Raw genomic sequence first — 20,005 nt, 5'->3', positions numbered from 1 at the left:
CAGCGCAGGGTTTTAAGCAAAAAGCCCCCTCTTTTCTACATGAAACGAGAGGGCTATTAGAGTGTGCTCAGTAAACAGGCAAAGAAAGGTTAAAGGGGGTGTGGATAACTCAAACCGTCAAATGCTGCTTGATCAGCTCGTTGGAGAGTTCGCTGATCTCGCCTTTGGCCACCGGACGGCCGCGGTCCATGATGACGAAGCGATCGGCGTATTTGCGGGCAAAGGGCAGCTTCTGCTCGACCAGCAGCACCGTCAGGCCGTCCTCTTTGATCAGTTGGCGAATCACCTGGCCGATTTGGGCGACGATATTGGGCTGAATGCCCTCGCCGGGCTCGTCCAGAATCAGCAGCTTCGGTTCGATCACCAGCGCGCGGCCAATGGCAAGCTGCTGCTGTTGCCCGCCGGATAGGTCACCGCCTCGGCGGTGCTTCATCTCTTCGAGCACCGGAAACAGCTCGTAGATGCGCTTGGGGATTTTCTTCAGCCCGTCGCCTCGGGCGGCCAAGCCGGTGCGCAGGTTCTCCTCCACCGTGAGCAGCGGGAAGATCTGCCGCCCCTGGGGCACGAAGCCGATGCCCAGTCGCGAGCGCGCTTCCACGGCTTTTTTGGTGAGTTCGATCTCGCTGCCGTCGCCCTGGTAGCGCAGCTGACCACTTTTCACCGCGACTTCGCCCATGATGGCTTTCATCAGGGTGGTTTTACCCACCCCGTTGCGGCCCATCACGCAGGTGCACTGCCCGGCGGGCACGTCTAGGTCTAAGTCCCACAGGGTGTGGCTCTCGCCGTAGAACTGGTTGAGCTTTTCAATGGCTAGCATCAGGCGCTCTCCTCTTCATCCGACCCTAGATACACCTCGACCACTTTAGGGTCATTGGAGACCTGATCCATGCTGCCTTCGGCCAGCACGCTGCCCTGGTGCAGCACGGTCACCTTACGCGCAATCGAGCGCACGAAGCCCATATCGTGCTCTACCACCACCACCGACTGCTTGCCCGCCAAGCCGGTGAGCAGCTCGGCGGTGCGCTCCATCTCCTGCTCGGTCATGCCCGCCACCGGCTCATCCACCAACAGCAGACGCGGGCGCTGCATCAACAGCATGCCGATCTCCAGCCACTGTTTTTGGCCGTGGGAGAGAATCCCGGCGGGCTGAAAGCGCAGCTCGGTCAGGCCGATGGTTTCCAGCACGTCGTCGATGCGGTCTTTGATCTCCCCAGTCATGCGGGCGGTCAGCGTGGGGAAGATGCGCTTGTCAGCGGCCATCGCCAGCTCCAGGTTCTCGAACACGCTGAGCGCTTCGAACACCGTGGGCTTCTGGAACTTACGGCCAATGCCGAGGCTAGCAATGTCTGGCTCGTTCATTTGCAGCAGGTTGTGGCGGCTGCCGAACCACACGCTGCCCTCGGTAGGCCGCGTCTTGCCGGTGATGATATCCATCATGGTGGTTTTACCGGCCCCGTTGGGGCCGATGATGCAGCGCAGCTCGCCGTCGTCGATGGTCAAGTTCAAGTTGTTGATCGCCTTGAAGCCATCGAAGCTGACGGTGACGTCTTCCATATACAGAATCGGGCCGTGGCGCACGTCGACCGGCGAGGACTGGGTCGCCATGAAATCGAACACCCTATCCCGCGCTTTTAGCGATTGTAATAGGCTCATGCGGTGGCCTCCTTGGGTGGGTGATCCTCCTCTTTACGGCGCTTTAGGTGGCCTAACAGCCCCGCCACGCCTTTGGGCAGCAGCACCGTCACCAGCACGAACAGCGCGCCCAGCGCGAACAGCCAGGCGTCGGGCATGATGCCGGTGAAAATGGTTTTGGCGTAGTTGACCAAAATCGCGCCGATCACCGCGCCGTACAGCGTGGCCCGGCCACCCAACGCCACCCACAGCACGATTTCGATGGAGAACAGCGGCGAGAACTCGCTGGGGTTGATGATACCCACCTGCGGTACATAAAGCGCCCCGGCAAGGCCTGCCAGCATGGCCGAGACCACGAACACGAAGAGCTGGAAGCGCTCGACGCGATAGCCTATGAAACGCGTGCGCGCCTCGGCATCCCGCGTGGCCACACAGACCCGGCCCAGCTTGCTGGTGACGATGGCGCGGCAGAGGATATAGCCCAGCGCCAGCGCCACGCCGGTGGCAATGAATAGCCCCAAGCGGGTGGCGTCGCTACGCAGGTTGAAGCCCAGCAGCTCGCGGAAATCGGTCAGGCCGTTATTGCCGCCAAAGCCCATCTCGTTGCGGAAGAAGGCCAGCATCAGGGCAAAGGTGAGCGCCTGGGTGATGATCGAGAGATACACCCCCGTGACCCGCGATCGGAAGGCCAAAAAGCCGAACACCAGCGCCAGCATCCCCGGTGCCAGTAGCACCATGGCAAAGGCGAACCAGGCCATGTCGAAGCCGTGCCAGTACCAGGGCAGGCTGTCCCAGTTGAGGAACACCATGAAGTCCGGCAGGACCGGATGGCCGTAGGTGCCTCGGTCACCGATTTGGCGCATCAGATACATGCCCATGGCGTAGCCGCCAATGGCGAAAAACGCCCCGTGGCCCAGGCTCAAGATGCCCAAATAGCCCCACACCAAATCCACCGCCACCGCGAGCAGCGCGTAGCTCAGGTACTTACCGAACAGGTTGACGGTGTAAGCGTTCACATGCAGCGGATGCCCCTGGGGCACCGCCAAATGCAGCACGGTGACCAGCACCAGGGCGCTCAACAGGACGCCGAGGAAAAGTTGCGTGGCCCGCTCACCGAACGGGCGTGTCAGCCAGAATTGACTAGACGTCGATTGCATCGTCATCACTTAGCCCTCCGCAGCCCGGCCCTTCTGCGGGAAGAGTCCACGCGGGCGTTTTTGAATGAATAGAATGATGAACACCAGCACGATGATCTTGGCCAACACGGCACCGGCCCAGGGCTCCAGCACCTGATTGATCACGCCCAGCGAGAGCCCCGCCACCAGCGTGCCCCACAGGTTACCCACGCCGCCGAATACCACCACCATGAACGAATCGATGATGTAGTTCTGGCCGAGGTTGGGTCCCACGTTGGTGAGCTGGGAGAGCGCCACGCCCGCCAACCCCGCCACGCCCGAGCCCAGCGCAAACGTCATGATGTCCACGCGAGTGGCACGAATGCCCATGGAGCGTGCCATGGCGCGGTTCTGGGTGACGGCACGCACTTCGAGTCCTAGTCGGGTGCGGCGCATGATCAGCATCAGCGCGGCAAACACCACCAGCGCAAAGCCCAGCACGTACATACGGTTGAGGGTCAGCGAGAGCGCGTCGTTGATCACCAGCGAGCCGCTCATCCACTCCGGCGTCACCACGGTGCGGTTGAGCGGTGAAATGACCGTGCGCACCAGCTGCTGAAGAATCAAGCTGATACCGAAGGTGGCCAGCAAGGTTTCCAGCGGGCGGCCTTTGAGGAACTGAATCACACCCCGCTCGATGGCAATGCCTACCAGGGCGGCCACCATAAAGCCCGCCGGAATCGATAGAATCAGCGCCAGCCCCGGCTGGCCCGGCAGCAGCTGCTGCATCATCCAAGTGGTGTAAGCGCCCAGCATCATCAGCTCGCCGTGGGCCATGTTGATCACGCCCATAACGCCAAAGGTAATCGCCAGGCCAATGGCTGCCAGCACCAGCACCGAGCCCAGGCTCAAGCCGAAGTAGAGCGTCTCCAGGCCGCGGTTGATCTTGAGTTGCTGCTCAATGCCAGCCAGCGCCGCTGTTGCTGCATCGGCAACAACAGCGTCGTCGCTGTTCGCCGCACGGCCCAGCGCCACGCGAGCTCGCGGGTGTAGGCTGCCGGTGAGGGCTTCTACGCCTGCCATCTCACCCTGTTCCGCGCGGTATATCGCCACCGCTTGCGCCAAGCGTGTGCGCACGTACTCATCTTCTGCGTCGGCAATCACCGGTGCCAACGTCTCGGCCAGCTCGCCGTCCACTTCACCCAGCAGACGGTCGGCGGAGGTGCGGCGGCGCTCGACGTTGGGGGAGTAGAGATCCACCACGGCAATGGCGCTACGCAGCTGGTTACGCAGCGCATTGTTGATGCCGATGCGGTCCAAGTCGCGGCGAGACATGTCGCCCAGCGGCTCGTTGGTCAGCGCATCGGCCACCGGCCAGTCGCGGCCGCGATTATCCAGCACCAGCACGAAGCGGCCATCGTCGGTGCGCTGCAGGCGGCCATCCAGCAGCGCCTGCAGCCAGTCGCGGGCGCGCTCGTCGTCGCTTTGCAAAATGGCGGTAATGGCGTCGCCTTTATCGCGGTAGGAGTCCACATCCAGCGCTGTCAACAGCGCGAGGGCTGCTTGGTCATCGGGGGTCGAGGAGCTGCTTTGTGCCTGCGCCGTCAAGGCGGTGCCGAGTAGCATCAGACACAGTAGCCCCAAGGAAAGGAAACGCCTCATGGGGTTCTTCCTTTGGTGATCGAAGAGGGGAGATAGCGTGCTCCCCTACTGCACCGATAAACAGGCACAGTAGGGGCAAGGACTGCCCGGCGAGCGTTATTCGGCGAGCGCTGCTTCGGCTTCTTCTGCGGCGGTGCTACCCCCGCACGAGCCGTTCACAACGTTGAAGTTGCCGCACTCCATGGGCTTGCGCCAATCAGAGATCAGGTCGCGGGAGCCCGGTAGGTAGTCCGACCACGCATCACCGGCCACAGTAGAGGGCGTTTGCCAAACGATATCGAACTGCCCGTTATCCTGAACTTCACCAATCAGCACTGGTTTGGTGATGTGGTGGTTGGGCATCATCGCCGCATAGCCGCCGGAGAGGTTCGGCACGGTCACGCCGATAATCGCGTCTTTCACCGCGTCCACGTCGGTGGTACCCGCTTTACGCACCGCTTCGGCCCACATGTTGAAACCGATGTAGTGCGCTTCCATGGGGTCGTTGGTCACCGACATCTCGTCACCGGTATGCTCGATCCAGGCATCGATGAAGTCGTAGTTGGCGTCGGTATCCACGCTCATGAAGTAGTTCCAGGCGGCCAGGTGGCCCACCAACGGCGCGGTATCGATACCGGACAGTTCCTGCTCGCCCACCGAGAAGGCGATGACCGGAATGTCGGCGGCGTCGATACCCTGGTTAGCCAGCTCGCGGTAGAACGGCACGTTGGCGTCGCCGTTAATGGTAGAGATCACGGCGGTGGGCTTACCCTCTTCGCCAAAGCGGCGGATTTCGGAGACGATGTTCTGCCAATCCGAGTGGCCGAAGGGCGTGTAGTTGACCATGATGTCCTCTTCCGCCACACCGTGCTCATCTTTCAGGAAGGCTTCTAAGATGCGGTTGGTGGTGCGCGGGTAGACATAGTCGGTACCGATCAGCGCGAAGCGCTCGATGCCCACTTCGTTGATCAAATACTCCACGGCAGGAATGGCCTGCTGATTAGGGGCAGCCCCGGTGTAGAAGACGTTTTCCGACGACTCTTCGCCCTCGTACTGCACCGGGTAGAACAGCAGGCCGTTGAGCTCTTCGACCACAGGCAGCACCGCTTTACGGGAGACGGAGGTCCAGTTGCCGAAGATCACATCCACCTCTTCCTGGGCCAGCAGCTCACGGGCGCGTTCGGCAAACAGCGGCCAATTGGACGCAGGGTCGACCACCACGGCCTCTAGCTGACGGCCCAACAGGCCACCGGCCTCGTTCTGCTGCTCGATGAGCATTTCCACGGTGTCTTTCAGGGTGGATTCACTGATGGCCATGGTGCCAGAGAGCGAGTGCAGAATACCGACTTTGATGGGGTCGTCATCTTGGGCGACCGCTTGGGCGCTCGCGCCCATAACGGCGGCGGTGATCAAGGCAGTAGCGAAACGGCTAAGGGTACGAGGGTGTGTCTTGCGCTGCAGTGTGGTCACTTGAACCTCCTTGCGCCCCTTATGGTTGGGGCTCGTGTTTGGGGTACCGCGGCCAAGCGTTGTCGTTATCGAGGCGACGGAGCACTTGGTGCGTCCACTCGTGGGTAGCGAGTTGCTGCTCGTTCTTCACACGTCGCTCTACACACTGCAAGGGGTGCGCCAATGTGGAACAAAGACCATGATTAAAAACACAATCAACCACTTAGCCGTATACAAAAAACGTGCCCCAGGCCACTTAGCACCAAAATAGCGCAACGAGACAGCGCGCATGCACGGTTGCCATGCACCAAGACAATGCTTTGCACCACGGGTAAAGGTGCACACGACAAAAAGCGCCCCCGCAGAGGCGAGGGCGCTTTAGGGATCCATCAAAGCGGATTAGTGAGCGGCGGTCGCCGCTTTGTTGCGCCGCTTTTTGAGCAGCGGCAGCCCCAGCGACAGCACCGCAATCACCAGCAGCGCCAGCGAGATCGGCTTGTCGATGAAGGTGGTCCAGTCACCGCCGGAGATCTGCAGCGCCCGGCGCATGGACTCTTCCATGATGTTGCCGAGGATCAGCGCCAGAATCAGCGGCGCGGTGGGGAAGCCAAACAGACGCATACCCAAGCCCAACAGGCCAAAGCCCAGTAGCAGCAGCAGATCGAACACGCTGAAGCTCATGCCGTAAACGCCGATCATGCAGAAGATCAGGATCATCGACAGCAGCAGCGGACGCGGCAGGTCGAGGATTTTGGCGATCAGCGGAATCAGCGGCAGGTTGAGTACCAGCAGGAAGATGTTGCCGATATACATACTGGCAATCACGCCCCAGAACACGTCCGGGCGCTGCTCCAGCATCATTGGGCCAGGCGTGACGCCCATCACCAGAAGCGCGCCCAACAGCACCGCCGTCGTGCCGGAGCCCGGTACGCCTAACGTCAGCAGCGGTACGAACGAGCCGGTACACGCGGCATTGTTGGCCGCCTCCGGCGCGGCCACGCCTTTGATGTTGCCTTGGCCAAAGGTGTCGCCATCTTTCGCTAGGCGCTTCTCCATGCTATAGCCCAGGAAAGAGCCAATGGTGGCGCCCGCCCCCGGCAATACGCCGGTAAAGAAGCCCAGTACGGAGCTGCGGCTGATGGGGCCAGCGATCTTCTTCACTTCGCCACGGCTCAGCTTCAGCGAGCCGATCACGTTGCGTGGCACTTCTTTACCACCGCCGCCGCGTAGCAGCATGTAGAACACTTCCGCCAGGGCGAAGATACCCAGCGCCACGACCAGGAAGTCGATACCGTCGAGCAGCTGGATCGAGTCGAAGGTAAAGCGCTCAGTGCCGGTTTGCGTGTCGATCCCGACGATCGAAATCATCACGCCGACGACCGCCGCAATCAGGCCTTTGACCAGCGACTTGTCCGACAGTGATACGACCGCCGTCAAGCCCAGCACCATCAGGGCGAAGTACTCAGCCGGGCCAAAGCTCACCGCCACTTTGGAAAGCAGCGGGGCCACCAGCATCAAAAAGATCACCGACACCGTGCCGCCGATGAAGGAGGCGTAAGCGGCAATGGCCAGCGCCTTACCCGCCATGCCCTGCTTGGCCATCGGGTAGCCATCGAAGGAGGTCGCCACCGTGCCCGCCACGCCCGGGGCGTTGAGTAGGATGGAGGAGGTCGAGCCGCCAAAGATGGCGCCGTAGTAGACCCCGGCCATCAGAATCAACCCGGAGGAGGGCTCCATGGCAAAGGTAATCGGAATCATCAGGGCCAGCGCGCTGATCGGCCCTAGGCCGGGCAGCATGCCGATGATGGTACCGGCAAACACACCGGCAAATACGTAGGCGATATTGATGGGCTCTAGCGCGATGCCAAAGCCGTACATCAGATTGTTCAAGGCATCCATGGGAGTGTCTCTCGTTAAAGCCTGCTAAGCGTGCGCTTGCACGCCTGCTTAGAACGGCAGTACGCCGGTGGGCAGATAAACATCCATTACCCGCGTCATGGTCAGGTAAAGGGCCAGTACCACGCCCAGCGACGCCGCTAGGTTGACGCCATGGCGTCGATAGCCGTAATAGGCGGTCAACCCCACGCTCAGCAGCGTGGAGGCCAGCACGAAACCCAGCGGCACCAGCAAGAAGGCATAGGCGGCAATGGCCAGTGCCGTCACGATGACGCGTGCCCAGGGAGTGAATAGGAGCGGACCTCGGGTGGCCTCATGGTCGATCTCATCGGCCCCAGCGATGGCACTTGGCTTCTCGAAAAACAGCAGCGCAGCCAGAATCAGCAGCGACACACCCAGCACTTTGGGGAAGAGGTCCGAATCCACTGGGCGCGGCAGAGGGAACGTCGGAATTTGCCAGGCCATGGCCAAGTAAACAGCCGCCACTAGCGCCAGCACGAGTGCTAGCCACTGGTTGATATTCAATCGAGTCATTGGGATTTCTCCGAAGACACCAGCGCTGATGCGCTGGCTCTCGCGGTAACAGATAGACGCATCCGGCGGCGCTTGGCCGCCGGCGTATCGCTAACGGGTGTTGGCGCTTATTGCCGCAGCAGGCCCAGGTCGGTCAGCACGCTACTGAACTGCTCTTGCTGCTCATCCAGAAAGGCGCCGAACTCTTCGCTATTCTGGTACGCATCGATCCAGCCCAGCTGGTCGCTGGCTTCGCGCCATGCGTCGGTTTCGAGCATGTCAGCAAACAGCGTTTCGTAATATTCGACCGCCTCTTCCGGCATTTCTGGCGCGCCCATCACACCGCGCCAAATGTCGAAGGTGTAGTCGTAGCCCTGCTCTTGGTAGGTGGGCACGTCGGCCAAGCCGCCGCCCAGACGCTCTTCGGAGGAGACGCCCAGCGCACGCAGCTGGCTGCCTTCGCCTAACTGACCCACCGCTTCACCGGCACCGCCGATCACCGCTTCGATGTGGCCGCCCATCAGGTTGGTCATGGCATCGCCACCGCCGGAGAACGGAATGTAGTTCACTGCAGACGCTTCCATTCCCGCTGCCGAGGCTAGGCCCGCCATTGAAATGTGATCCATGGAGCCAGGCGCACTGCCGCCGCCTACGCTCAGGCCGGGGTTGGCTTTGAGTGCTTCGAACAGGTCATCGAGGGTTTGGTACTCGGAGTCCGCTGCCACCAGGATGATGGAGTAATCGGTATTGATTCGGGCGATCGGCGTAAAATCGGTGTGGTCATAGCGGGAAGCGCCTGCCAACGGCACCAGAATCATCGGCGGGCTGGTGGCAAACAATTTATGCGGGTTGCCGCTATCACGGGCGACCTGGGCCCACGCCACTGCGCCGCCGCCGCCGGGTACGTTGATGGCCGCGAAGCTTTCGTCTGCCAGAGACTCCTGCTGAATCACGCGGGACATGGTGCGTACCAGCGTATCCCAACCGCCGCCGGGGTTGGCGGGGGCGATGAATTCGATGGACTTGCTCGGCGTCCACTCCTGCGCTTGGGCAGCGGTCGTCATGGCCAGGGCCGCCATCGGCAGGGCCAGCACGGCGATGCGCTTCAAGGAAAGCGTAGTCATTGGCGTTCTCCACGTTTTTGTTCAGGCGTTATTGTTCAAACGGTGTTTTGGTGGGCGCGGTTTGTTGTGTGCGCCGAACGAACCAAAAGCACGGCTAACCAGCAGCGCTTGGCACTCGATGATTAGCTTTGTGTGGTTACGCCCTGAACGTTAGAAGAGTGCCACCCTCCTCGACAAGCTTATGGCCATTAACGACAAACTGTTCTTTTTGTGCGTTTTGTTCATTTTGTTCACGCCGTGCTGCTCATAGCGTTTCCAGCCATCCTTTGGCGGCGCTCAATAGCCGATAGCGCCGCTCGGGACGGCCTACATCGCCATAGCCCAGCTCGGCACTGACGGCCTGCTCGGCGACCAAAAACTCCAAATAGCGACGCGCCGTCGAGCGGCTCGCCCCCATGGTGCGCGCCACCTGCATGGCCGTGAGCGAATCGGACTCGCAGGCCAGCGCGTCCACGACCCGACGCAGCGTCAAACGGTCGATACCTTTGGGCAGCGTTCGGCTTGCCGTGCGCGTGGGCTCGCTGGGCGTCATCCGGGACAGCACGTGATCCAGTTCGTCCTGGCTCATCTCCGCGCGATTGGCCAGCGCCTCACGCTCACGGCGAAAGCGGGCCAGCATCTGGTTCATGCGGGTCGCTTCGATGGGTTTGATCAGGTAGTCGAACACGCCGCCACGCAGCGCTTCGCTGATGGTTTCCACCTCTTTGGCGGCGGTAACCATAACGATGTCCACATGAACATGATCCCGTCGGAGGGCCCAGAGTAGTTCGAGCCCCTCCACGTCGGGCAAGTAGGCATCGAGCAAAATGAGCTGAATATCGGCGGCGTGCTGTGCCATTAGCGCCTTGGCTTCGCTGCCGTTGCGCGCCATGCCGACCACGTAAAACCCTTCGCTCTGCTCGATGAAGGCGCGATGGATATCGGCAATGCGAAAATCGTCTTCGACGACCAAAATGCCGTATTGCGTCGTAGACATGCGGTGTCCTCTTATTATCGTCGTGTGCTCGTCATGAAGTCAGGGAAGAGTTGGCGGAGTCTGCGCATAGCGCGCGATCCAGCACGGCGATGAAGCACGCCCCCCCCAGCTCGCTCTCCTCCAGCGTCACCGCACCGCCATGCTGACGGCAAAGCCTGGCCACCAGGGCGAGACCAATACCCCGGTGTTTGCCGGTCTTGGTGGAGAACCCGTCGACGAAGATCGACTCGGCATGCTCGGCGGGCACGCCGGGTCCGTTATCTTCCACTTCGATGAGCAACTGCTCGCCAAGATCGGTAAAGAATAGCCGCACCTGGGGCTGGTCACCGTGTGGCCCGTTGAGGGCGGCATGGCAGGCGTTATCCAACAGATTGCCGACCACGCTCATCATCACTTCCTGGCCCGTTGGGGTCAGCGGACAGGAGAGCGAACTCTGCTCGTCGATCTCCAGCGCAACGCCCAGCTCGCGGGCACGGGTGAGCTTGCCCAGCAGTGTACCGCTCAGTACGGCATCCGCCACGTGGCGCATTAAAAAGCTCATTTGCGCCTGGGCACGCTCGGTTTCCTGATGAATCAGCGCCAGCGCTTCTTCGATGCGCTGAAGCTGCAGCAGTCCCGAAATGGTGTAGAGCTTATTGGAAAACTCATGGGCCTGGGCGCGTAGCATGTCCACATCGCGGCTCGCCTGGGTCAACGCTTGAGAGAGGTCGATGATCTCCCGACGGCTGCGGAAGGTAGCGACGGCCCCCTCTATTTCGCCTTCATGCACAATCGGCACGCGGTTGACCACCACCGGATGATCGCCCAGCCACATCTCCTGGTCGAACTCCTGCTCACCGCGCTTCAAGACCTCCAGTAGCCGCGAGTTGGGCACCACCTCCCGAATGGGCTGCCCGAGTAGCACATGCTCGTCGGGCAGCGCCAAAAAACGCCGCGCCTGCTGGTTCACCAAGGTGATATGGCCCTCTCGATTCACCGCAAGAATACCTTCGTGAATCGACTGCAGAATGGCCTCTTTCTCCATGGCCAAGCGAGCGATTTCATAGGGTTCCAAGCCTAAAATGATCTTCTTCAAATGCTGTGAAAGCCAGTAAGCACCCGCGAAGCCCAACACGATCATGAGCGCCACGAGGGCCCAGCCCAGACTGGTGTAGCGGGCAACGTCCATATCGACCCGTTCGAGCATGAAGCCCACCGATACCACGCCGATGATATTGCCCTCTTCGTCCCATACCGGTGTCTTGCCACGCATGGCCGTGCCGAGCGTGCCGGTCGCTTCCGAGACATAGGACTGGCCATAGATCAGCGCCTGCTCGTTATCGCCGCCTACCATGGGCTGGCCGATCCGTTCGGGAACGGGATGGGAGTAGCGGATAGACTGGGCATTGCCCACCACCACATAGCGCGCGCCGGTCTCATGGCGCACGCGCTCGGCGAGCGGCTGAATGATGGCAGAGGGGTCAGACGTCGCAAACGCGTTGACGATCTGCGGCATCCCGGCCACGGTCTTGGCCACCGCCAGCGCCCGCTCGCCCATTTGATGGGTGATGATCTCGGCTTTGCGGTGGTTGAGATACGTGCCCTGGGCCAGCAACATCCCCGCCAGCAGCAGCCCCACCAGCATCATGACTTGCAGGCGAAAACTGCGTTTGTACCAGCGGCGCTTGGCACGAGTGCGGCGCCAGCGCTGTAATTCGGCCAGTGTTCGGGGGCGAGGAGCAGTCATAACGGAACTCATGGTGCGCGACCGCGTCATTATGGCACGCAGCGCCTAATGGCCGTTAGTCGTTGCGCTGCTGCCTCACTGTGCTTATATAGCAGCCTCTTAACGACTCTACGCTCAAGGAGGAGTGTCGTGCGACACCTATTTTGCTCCCTGATGTTTGGCACCACGCTCCTGTGGACAACCGGGGCCATAGCTTATCCGTTCTACGCTCCGCCACCGCCCAAAGAGGACTCGCCGGTGTTCAGCGGCGACGCCGAGCTCGGCTTTACCCACCTGTCGGGCAACACCGATAGCCAAACACTGATCGGCAAATCGCGTCTGACCTGGCTGACCGGTCAGTTGACCCATTCGCTGCGAGGGGAAGTGCGTAACGTCAGCAAGGATGGCGAAACCAGCGCGGAGCAATATCTGCTCGCAGGGCGTGAACGCTACGACTTTAGCGGGCCGCACTACCTGTTTGGCTTTGCCCGCTGGGAGAAGGACCGTTTTGCCGGTTACGACCAGCAGCTCTCGGTGATTGGCGGCTATGGGCGACAGCTATTGGAGAGTAAGCGCCATACGCTATCGCTAGAAGCAGGGCCCGGCTATCGCAACGACCGCCTGCGAGATACGGATAACGAGCAGCTCGCCGTCGCCTATACCGCGCTGGATTACCGCTACCGATTCTCTGAATTCGCCGATCTCGCCCAGGAGATGTCGGTGGAGTACACCGAAGCCAACACCACCGCTCGCTCGCTGACCTCTCTCACTGCCCGGCTGAATGCCAAGCTGTCGCTGCGACTCTCTTACGAAGTGAAGCACAACTCTCAACCGCCCGAAGACGCCAGCGAGCGCACCGATACCACCACCAGCGCCTCGCTGCTATATAGCTGGTAAACAGCAGTGGCTGCTAGCGGTTCTGCCCTCGGTGAGCCCAACCGGTCATGCGCTTTTCCAACAGCGCGAACAGCTCGTACATCACCATCGCCATGGCGCTGATCACCAGCAATCCGGCGAACACCAAGCCCATGCGCATCTGTGAGCCAGCGCTCATCATCAAGTAGCCAATGCCTTGGTTAGACGCCACGGTTTCCGACACCACCGTGCCCACAAACGCCAGGGTGATGGCGATTTTTAGCGAAGCAAAAAAGTACGGTAGCGAGCGCGGCAGGCCCACCTTGAGCAGCACGTCGATACGCCGCGCACCCAATACGCGCAACACGTCCTCCATTTCCGGCTCCAGCGTCGCCAGCCCCGTCGCCACGTTCACCACGATGGGAAAGAAGCAGATCAAAAACGCGGTGAGGATGGCGGGCACGGAACCGATCCCAAACCAAACCACCAGAATGGGCACGAACGCGACTTTTGGGATGGCGTTGAAACCCACCAAGAGCGGGTAGCAGGCGTTATAGAGAAAGCGTGACGATCCCACGATGAAACCCAGCACCAGCCCCACCACGACCCCCAACCCAAAACCAATCAGCGTGGTCCAAAAGGTTTGCCAGGAGTGCATGGCAATCGGCCCGGAATACGTCATCAGCGCCTGCAGGGTGTCCAGCGCACTGGGAAAAATGAAGCTCGGTACGTTGAAGAGCCGTACGGAGGCTTCCCAGACGGCCACGAGAACGGCCACAGCGATCCAGGGCGCGAGCCGTTCAATCAGCTTGCTGTTATGGGTCATGTTCATATCCGTTAGGTGCTGCGCACGTCGCCAATCTGGGCGCGTAAGTCCTGCACTAGGTCGATAAAGGGCTTTTCGTAGGTGGTTTCCAGCGCTCGCGGGCGAGGCAGTTCGATACGGCGCCGTTCGATGACGCGGCCGGGGCGGCGGCTCATGACGTAGACCGTGTCGGCCAGGAACGCGGCTTCGCGGAGATCGTGGGTCACCAGCACGACGGTAAAGCGCTGGGCTTCCCATAAGTCCCGCAGCACGCACCACAGCTCTTCGCGGGTAAAAGCGTCTAGCGCGCCAAAGGGCTCGTCCAACATCAGCAGGCGCGGCCGATGAATCAGCGCGCGGCAAATGGAGGCCCGCTGCTGCATACCCCCCGAGAGCTGCCAGGGATACTTATCTTCGTGCTCGGCCAAGCCAACCGTGGCAAGCAACGCCCGCGCCCAGCCTTTGAACTCCTCGCGGCGCTGCCGAAACTGCCGCCGATACGGCTCGACGATCTCCAGCGGCAGCAGCACGTTATCCAGGGTAGTACGCCAGGGAAGTAGATTGGCGTTCTGAAACGCCATGCCCGAGATCTTCAGCGGTCCGGTCACGGGTGCATCGTCCACGCGCACGCTGCCCTGGGTCGGCGCGTGCAGCCCGGTACATAGCTTCATGAAGGTGGATTTACCGCACCCGGAGGGCCCCACGAAGGCGACGAACTCGCCTTCGTGGATAGCGAGATTGATATCCTCGATGGCGTTGCCGGTGCCATCATAGGCCAGGCTTACGTCATCGAAACGGACAAACGCTGCCGACATCACTCGGTCTCCGATAGCAGCATGCGCTCTTCTACCGGCGGCAGGTAGCGGGAATCGAACACTTGATCGGGCGACGGCAGCGTCGGCAAATCATAGGCATCAGCGACCAGTTGAATCGCCTGCATCAAGCGCTCGTCATCCACGCCGCCTACGCCAAACTCGCGGGCATCCGGGGTGTCCACCACGCTCTCCAGCGCCAGTTTCAAACGGCGGGTCTCCATCTCCACATCGATCAAGCCATCGCGGTTTTTCACGTACTCGATGGCGGCGTCTGGGTCGGCCAGCGTTTCTCCTAGCGCACGGTTAAAAGCACGCAAAAATCCCTGAACCGCCTCGGGATTGTCTTGGGCAAAGGCTTCGCTAGCCAATATCGCGTTGCCGTAGAGCGGCACGCCATAGTCAGGGAACGGCATGATGGTCAGATCCTCTTCGCTCATTCCCCGCTCTTCCAGGTTCAGCAGGCTGGTGAAGTAGAACCCGGTGATGGCATCTACGTCGCCACGGGTCAGCAGGGTTTCCCGTAGCGTGGGGTCGACGTTTTGCCACTCCACGGCATCGGCTTCCAACCCGTTGGCAGCCGCGAAAATGCCCCAGGCGCGGTAGCCGGTATCGAAGGCGGGCGCGGCAATGGTTTTGCCTGCAAGATCGGCGGGGCTTTCAATGCCGCTCTCTTTGCGGGCAAATACCGCCGCTGGCGTGCCGTCATAGACGATGTAGACCCCCTGGATGCCAGGGCCTTCGGGATTTTCGGCCAGGAACTCGATCAACGCGTTCAGGTCGCCAAAGCCCATTTCGTAGGCGCCTGACGCCACCCGATTCACCGCACCTGCCGAGCCGCTGCCGGAATCGATCTGCACGTCCAGGCCTTCTTCGGCGAAATAGCCCTTTTCAGCCGCCATCAAGAACGGTGCAGCGGGGCCTTCGAATCGCCAGTCGAGCTGGAAACGGATAGGGGTCATGTCTGCCAGAGCGCCCATCGGCAGCAGCGATAGCGCTAAGCCGCCTAGCGTGCTGGAGATCGTGCTGGAGATTGAGCGGGGTGAAGCAGAACCAGGGCGTTGTGTCATGGCTTGAGGCACCTTGTATACAATGATGCCCTGCCCGGTGCAGCAATACTGCCATTTTTCGATTTTTACTATTTTTTCATAGCGTTATAGGGCTGCCGATAGCGGAAGGCGCTCCGTAAACGTTCAAAATGGTGCAATCACTTTGCGGCACGCACCATTTTTAAACATTTCCGCTCTAATCGTTAGACTTTGGTCTAATTCATCGGTACACTGTGCTCAGTTTCCTGTCCTCGCGCCATTCATTGAATGGCGCTTTTTTTTGTCCTGAAAATTTGTCCTGAAAACGGGCGGCGACGACGGGTATCGCATCCAATGCTCCTGGGCCGTTAAGTCGGCTCACGCAGCGGTTTGTTAAACTCGTGGTTCTGCTTCCGCATTTCTCCCTGCCACTCCCATCCATAGGTGTTCATCATGAACCAACCTCCTCGACACGCCGAGGGGTCTTCGCGTTTCTCCCTCGGCGATCCTATCGTGCTGCTGCTCAGCATCGGCTTTATCGTGGCGTTTCTTGGGCTCTCGTTTTATGACATCGAACGAGTCGCCAGCTCGATTAGCGCAGGCTTCGCCTGGACGGCCCTCGTCCTGGGCAGCTATTTCCAACTCCTGCTGTTACTGACGTTTTTCATTGCGATGGGCGTGGCGTTGACGCCCGCGGCGAAAGCCAAGATCGGTAACCTCGATGCACCCGAAATGAGCACGTTCAAGTGGCTTTCGATCATTCTGTGTACCCTGCTAGCCGGTGGCGGCGTGTTTTTTGCCGCAGGCGAGCCGGTGTATCACTTCGTCGTGACACCGCCTGCGTTCGATACCGAACCGGGCACCGCCAACGCCGTTGCCGGTGCGTTGGGTCAATCGTTCATGCACTGGGGCTTCATGGCCTGGGCCGTGCTGGGCTCGCTCACCGCCGTGGTGCTGGCCCATGCGCACTACGTAAAAGGCCAGCCGCTTCAGCCGCGCACGCTGCTCTACCCGGTGTTGGGCGAGCGCTTGATGCGTGGCCCGCTGGGCAGCATCGTGGATGCCTGCTGTGTGATTGCTCTGGTGGCGGGCACGGTCGGCCCCATCGGCTTTTTGGCCACGCAGGTGAGCTTTGGCTTGCATGAGTTGTTTGGTCTGCCGGAGGGCTACACGGGCCAGCTCATCATCCTAGGCGTATTGGGCGTTATCTATGTGCTCTCTTCCATGAGCGGCGTCCACAAGGGCATTCAGCTGTTGAGCCGTTTCAACGTGCTGCTGGCGCTGGCCATCGGCGCCGTCATCATCGTATTCGGCCCCACGCTGTTTTTGGTCAATACCTATCTGTCCAGTATGGGGGCCTATATCAGCGAGTTTTTCACCATGGCGACGATGACCGCTGAAACCGCCCCGGCGTGGTGGATGCAGTGGTGGACGGTGTTCTTCTTTGCCTGGTTCATTGGCTATGCGCCGCTGATGGCGATCTTCGTGGCGCGCATTTCACGGGGCCGCAGCATTCGCGAGATGATCGTGGCCGTGGCGGTGCTCGCCCCGATTGCCACCACCGTGTGGTTTACGCTGCTGGGCGGTTCGGGCATCTATTACCAGCTCACCGGTGTGATCGACCTCAGCGAAGCGCTCAACAACTTCCAATTCGACGTGGCGACGCTCACGGTGGCCCAGGCGCTGCCCGGCGGCACCTGGATGGCGCTGGCGATTCTGCTGCTAACGACGATTTTCGTGGCCACTACCGGCGATTCGATGAGCTATGCCATTGCCGTCGTCGGTGCGGGACACGATGCCCCCAGTCCCTACATGCGCGCTTTCTGGGGCATTGCCATGGCGCTGATGGCGGCCGTGCTGCTGTACATGGGCGCAGGGCAAATCAGCGCGCTGCAGCAGTTCATCGTGATCACCGCGATCCCGGTGTCGCTGATACTGCTGCCTTCGTTATGGAACGGGCCGCAGGCGGCTTATGCCATGGCACGGGAACAGGGCATCATCGACGAACGCTGATCGGCGGCTCGTCGTTATAGCCCCTCCAGCAGCCGCAGAATCAGCTGTGGCTGCTGGTTGACCCGGGTCAGCATGGCGATACCCACCTGTTGTAGCAGTTGGGCACGAATCAGATTGGAGACTTCTTGCGCGTAGTCGGCGTCTTGGATACGCGACTGGGCGGCGGAGGTGGTGATGATGTTGGTATTGAGGCCGTCGATGACGCTCTCGAAACGGTTCTGTACCGCGCCAAAATAACTACGCTGACGATCGACCTGCTTCATGGCCTCATCCACGACATCCATCGGGTTGGGCGTGGCCGAGCCATCGTCCAATACGCTGAAACCGTCCATGCCCAAGGCCTGGCGCCCCATTCCCGAAAAGCGCACGCCAATCACATCTCCGGCGTTGGCGCCCACCTGAATGTTGAGGGTTTTATCGCTCTCGACCAGCCTGATGCCGTTAAAATTACTCTGCCCAGCGACGCGATCGATCTCCTCCAGGCGCTGGTCGATTTCCAACTGAATAGAGGCAAGATCGTCTGACGAATTGGTGCCATTGAGCGCCTGAACGCTCAACTCGCGAATACGCTGCAGGCTGTCGTTGATCAGGTTCAGCGAACCTTCGGCAGTTTGCACCATGGAAATTCCGTCATTGGTATTACGGATCGCCTGGTTCATGCCGCGGATCTGCGCGCCCATGCGATTAGCGATGGCCTGACCCGCAGGGTCGTCTTTGGCGCTATTGATACGCAGCCCAGACGACAGACGCTCCATGGAGGTCTGCATCGCTTGTTGGCTCGTACGCAAATGGTTCATTACCAGTAGCGACGTGATATTGGTCGCAAGGCTGATCACATAAGTGACCTCGACGGTAAGCGCGAAGGCGCCGTTAGCATCGTTATCGGCCAATGGCCAAAAAACATGAGGCCTGCAGCATCGACGACACCTCACATGCTGGCGATGGCAGGGCTACGAGACGGGGCCTGCGCTTATGGAGCGCCCGCTGGCGCTCAATACCGCATCGACCGGGCCACGCACGTACTGATGCTTGAAGTAACCGTCGTCGACGATTTCACCGTCCCACGCCACGATGTCTAGATCCATGGTTCGAGGACCGGATTTGATCGGCCCGCGCACCCGTCCCAAGCGATCCTCGACCTCTTTCAGATAGGCTTTGAAGGCGTCCCGATCCAGCGCAGTGCGCACCACCAGCGCGGCATTGAGAAAATCGGGCTGATGTTGAAAGCCCACCGGCGACGTACGGACGGCGGACGAGCGGGCCACCAGCTCGCACTCGCTGCTCAAAATCTCCAGCGCTTGAGAAAAGTGGTGTTCGGGTTCGATATTGGACCCCACTGAGATCACGCACTCATGGTGCATGCTGCCGGTTGTTGCATGCGACGACGTTGATGACATAGCGACATTCCATAGATAAGCCGATGATGGTGTAACGAGGTCAAAACGCTTTCACACGGCCATGCACTCATCCAAAGGCCGATAGACGCAAGCAGGCTGCGTTTTCACAGAGTAGAACGTGGGTCATTTTGTTCAAGCTCTGTACAAGTTATTGACAAACGCTGCGCTCACGCAGAGAGTCTTCGTTATTGCTCCACCACCATTCACTTCCTATCGACAGCGAGGGATTCGTCATGCCGACACCTGCGGCACTCGTCACCGGCGGCGCCACACGGCTTGGTCGCCACTTTGCAGAAGCCTTGGCCGACAAAGGTTTCGATATTGCTCTGCACGTGAACAGCTCACGCGGGGAGGCTGAAGAGGTCGCCACGGTGATTCGCGGCAAAGGGAGGGAGTGCGAGATACTACCCTGTAACTTTCTGAGCGACTCGCTGGAGAGCCTGATACAACAGGCGGTAACACGCTTCCCCGGCTTGAACGTGCTGCTCAATAGCGCCTCGGCCTACGAGCCCGCGCCCATCGCAAAGACCGAGCTGGCAATGCTGGAGACCCAATTTCGGGTCAATATGTTCACCCCGCTGCTTCTCACACGCCATTTTGCCGATGCGGTAGCGCAGGGCCAGGTGATCAACATCATCGATAACAAGGTGGCCTATCACCAGTACCCGTATGCGGCCTACTTGCTCTCCAAAAAGAGTTTGGCCGAGATGACGCGGATGGCCGCGCTGGAGTTTGCTCCACGCCTGCGCATCAACGGTATTGCGCCGGGAGTGGTGTTACCCGCCTCTCAACGCACCAGCGACTATATCCAGTGGCGCATCGACGGGATTCCGGTGGATCACCAGGGCGATCCAGCCCACCTTGTACAAGCCTTGCACTATCTACTGGACAACGCCTTCGTCGCCGGACAAATCCTGTTCGTGGACGGCGGCGAGTCGATCAACCTCGAAGGTCGCCACTCCGAGAACTATCATCCCAAAAACCATCACTCCAAAAACCAACCCGGCGACCGCTGACCCAACGCAAAGAGGCCGCCCGGAGGCG

At 60.4% G+C, this 20,005-nt stretch carries 18 protein-coding genes; 3 read left to right on the top strand and 15 right to left on the bottom strand.

Annotated features, from left to right (window positions below; all coding sequences use genetic code 11):
- Nucleotides 1-109: 109 nt before the first annotated feature.
- The 10 genes from urtE to MHM37_RS06045 form a co-directional block, all read right to left on the bottom strand.
- Nucleotides 110-817 (bottom strand): urea ABC transporter ATP-binding subunit UrtE, encoded by a 708-nt coding sequence (urtE, locus tag MHM37_RS06090; RefSeq protein WP_239296807.1) that lies wholly within the window; start codon nucleotides 815-817, stop codon nucleotides 110-112.
- Nucleotides 817-1,653, bottom strand: a complete 837-nt coding sequence (urtD, locus tag MHM37_RS06085) for an urea ABC transporter ATP-binding protein UrtD (RefSeq protein ID WP_139525966.1) — start codon at nucleotides 1,651-1,653, stop codon at nucleotides 817-819. Before urtD ends, urtE begins: the two co-directional genes overlap by 1 nt.
- The gene (urtC, locus tag MHM37_RS06080) at nucleotides 1,650-2,795 is read right to left on the bottom strand and encodes an urea ABC transporter permease subunit UrtC (RefSeq protein WP_139526239.1); all 1,146 of its coding nucleotides are present in this window, start codon (nucleotides 2,793-2,795) and stop codon (nucleotides 1,650-1,652) included. The genes urtD and urtC overlap by 4 nt, the downstream gene beginning before the upstream one ends.
- 3 nt (nucleotides 2,796-2,798) lie before the next feature.
- Nucleotides 2,799-4,409 (bottom strand): urea ABC transporter permease subunit UrtB, encoded by a 1,611-nt coding sequence (gene urtB, locus MHM37_RS06075; protein ID WP_139525967.1) that lies wholly within the window; start codon nucleotides 4,407-4,409, stop codon nucleotides 2,799-2,801.
- Between the two features lie 96 nt (nucleotides 4,410-4,505).
- The gene (urtA, locus tag MHM37_RS06070; RefSeq protein ID WP_239296806.1) at nucleotides 4,506-5,858 is read right to left on the bottom strand and encodes an urea ABC transporter substrate-binding protein; all 1,353 of its coding nucleotides are present in this window, start codon (nucleotides 5,856-5,858) and stop codon (nucleotides 4,506-4,508) included.
- A 378-nt stretch (nucleotides 5,859-6,236) separates the two neighbouring features.
- A complete protein-coding gene (locus MHM37_RS06065; protein ID WP_239296805.1) occupies nucleotides 6,237-7,736 on the bottom strand; it encodes a tripartite tricarboxylate transporter permease in 1,500 nt (499 codons plus the stop codon).
- Between the two features lie 48 nt (nucleotides 7,737-7,784).
- Complete coding sequence (locus tag MHM37_RS06060) at nucleotides 7,785-8,267, bottom strand: tripartite tricarboxylate transporter TctB family protein (protein ID WP_239296804.1); 483 nt, start codon at nucleotides 8,265-8,267, stop codon at nucleotides 7,785-7,787.
- Between the two features lie 107 nt (nucleotides 8,268-8,374).
- Nucleotides 8,375-9,370 (bottom strand): tripartite tricarboxylate transporter substrate binding protein, encoded by a 996-nt coding sequence (locus tag MHM37_RS06055; protein ID WP_139525971.1) that lies wholly within the window; start codon nucleotides 9,368-9,370, stop codon nucleotides 8,375-8,377.
- Nucleotides 9,371-9,614: 244 nt separating this feature from the next.
- Nucleotides 9,615-10,346, bottom strand: a complete 732-nt coding sequence (locus MHM37_RS06050; protein WP_239296803.1) for a response regulator — start codon at nucleotides 10,344-10,346, stop codon at nucleotides 9,615-9,617.
- 31 nt (nucleotides 10,347-10,377) lie between these two features.
- Nucleotides 10,378-12,072: a sensor histidine kinase gene (locus MHM37_RS06045; RefSeq protein WP_139525973.1), complete on the bottom strand. Its 1,695-nt coding sequence runs from the start codon at nucleotides 12,070-12,072 to the stop codon at nucleotides 10,378-10,380.
- A 153-nt stretch (nucleotides 12,073-12,225) separates the two neighbouring features.
- Here MHM37_RS06045 and MHM37_RS06040 point away from each other — a divergent pair, with 153 nt between their 5' ends.
- Nucleotides 12,226-12,948 carry a DUF481 domain-containing protein gene (locus tag MHM37_RS06040; RefSeq protein ID WP_139526240.1) on the top strand — a complete coding sequence of 241 codons (723 nt, stop codon included), beginning with the start codon at nucleotides 12,226-12,228 and terminating at the stop codon, nucleotides 12,946-12,948.
- A gap of 13 nt (nucleotides 12,949-12,961) precedes the next feature.
- Here the strand turns inward: MHM37_RS06040 and MHM37_RS06035 are convergent, their stop codons facing one another.
- Genes MHM37_RS06035 through MHM37_RS06025 form a run of 3 tightly spaced genes read right to left on the bottom strand, consistent with a single transcriptional unit; the run spans nucleotide 12,962 to nucleotide 15,593 of the window.
- Nucleotides 12,962-13,732 carry an ABC transporter permease gene (locus tag MHM37_RS06035; protein WP_139525974.1) on the bottom strand — a complete coding sequence of 257 codons (771 nt, stop codon included), beginning with the start codon at nucleotides 13,730-13,732 and terminating at the stop codon, nucleotides 12,962-12,964.
- Nucleotides 13,733-13,743: 11 nt separating this feature from the next.
- Nucleotides 13,744-14,526 (bottom strand): ABC transporter ATP-binding protein, encoded by a 783-nt coding sequence (locus MHM37_RS06030; RefSeq protein ID WP_153843744.1) that lies wholly within the window; start codon nucleotides 14,524-14,526, stop codon nucleotides 13,744-13,746.
- Nucleotides 14,526-15,593 (bottom strand): ABC transporter substrate-binding protein, encoded by a 1,068-nt coding sequence (locus tag MHM37_RS06025; protein ID WP_239296802.1) that lies wholly within the window; start codon nucleotides 15,591-15,593, stop codon nucleotides 14,526-14,528. The genes MHM37_RS06030 and MHM37_RS06025 overlap by 1 nt, the downstream gene beginning before the upstream one ends.
- Before the next feature lie 411 nt (nucleotides 15,594-16,004).
- Between MHM37_RS06025 and MHM37_RS06020 the strand changes: the two genes are divergently transcribed.
- Nucleotides 16,005-17,564, top strand: a complete 1,560-nt coding sequence (locus tag MHM37_RS06020) for a BCCT family transporter (RefSeq protein ID WP_139525977.1) — start codon at nucleotides 16,005-16,007, stop codon at nucleotides 17,562-17,564.
- 14 nt (nucleotides 17,565-17,578) lie between these two features.
- Here the strand turns inward: MHM37_RS06020 and MHM37_RS06015 are convergent, their stop codons facing one another.
- Together MHM37_RS06015 and folK are read right to left on the bottom strand one after the other, a co-directional pair.
- Nucleotides 17,579-18,400, bottom strand: a complete 822-nt coding sequence (locus MHM37_RS06015) for a flagellin (protein WP_139526241.1) — start codon at nucleotides 18,398-18,400, stop codon at nucleotides 17,579-17,581.
- 114 nt (nucleotides 18,401-18,514) lie between these two features.
- Entirely contained in the window at nucleotides 18,515-18,961 is a 447-nt protein-coding gene (gene folK / locus MHM37_RS06010; protein WP_168444476.1) for a 2-amino-4-hydroxy-6-hydroxymethyldihydropteridine diphosphokinase, read from the bottom strand.
- A 233-nt stretch (nucleotides 18,962-19,194) separates the two neighbouring features.
- On the opposite strand from folK, the gene MHM37_RS06005 reads away from it, so the two are divergent.
- On the top strand, nucleotides 19,195-19,977 hold the full coding sequence (locus MHM37_RS06005) for an SDR family oxidoreductase (RefSeq protein ID WP_139525978.1): 783 nt from the start codon (nucleotides 19,195-19,197) through the stop codon (nucleotides 19,975-19,977).
- Nucleotides 19,978-20,005 lie beyond the last annotated feature (28 nt).

Source organism: Halomonas sp. MMH1-48, assembly GCF_022348105.1.
Taxonomy (GTDB): domain Bacteria; phylum Pseudomonadota; class Gammaproteobacteria; order Pseudomonadales; family Halomonadaceae; genus Vreelandella; species Vreelandella piezotolerans.
Note: the sequence above shows the minus strand (reverse complement) of the source record. Positions and strands in the feature narration are given on the sequence as shown.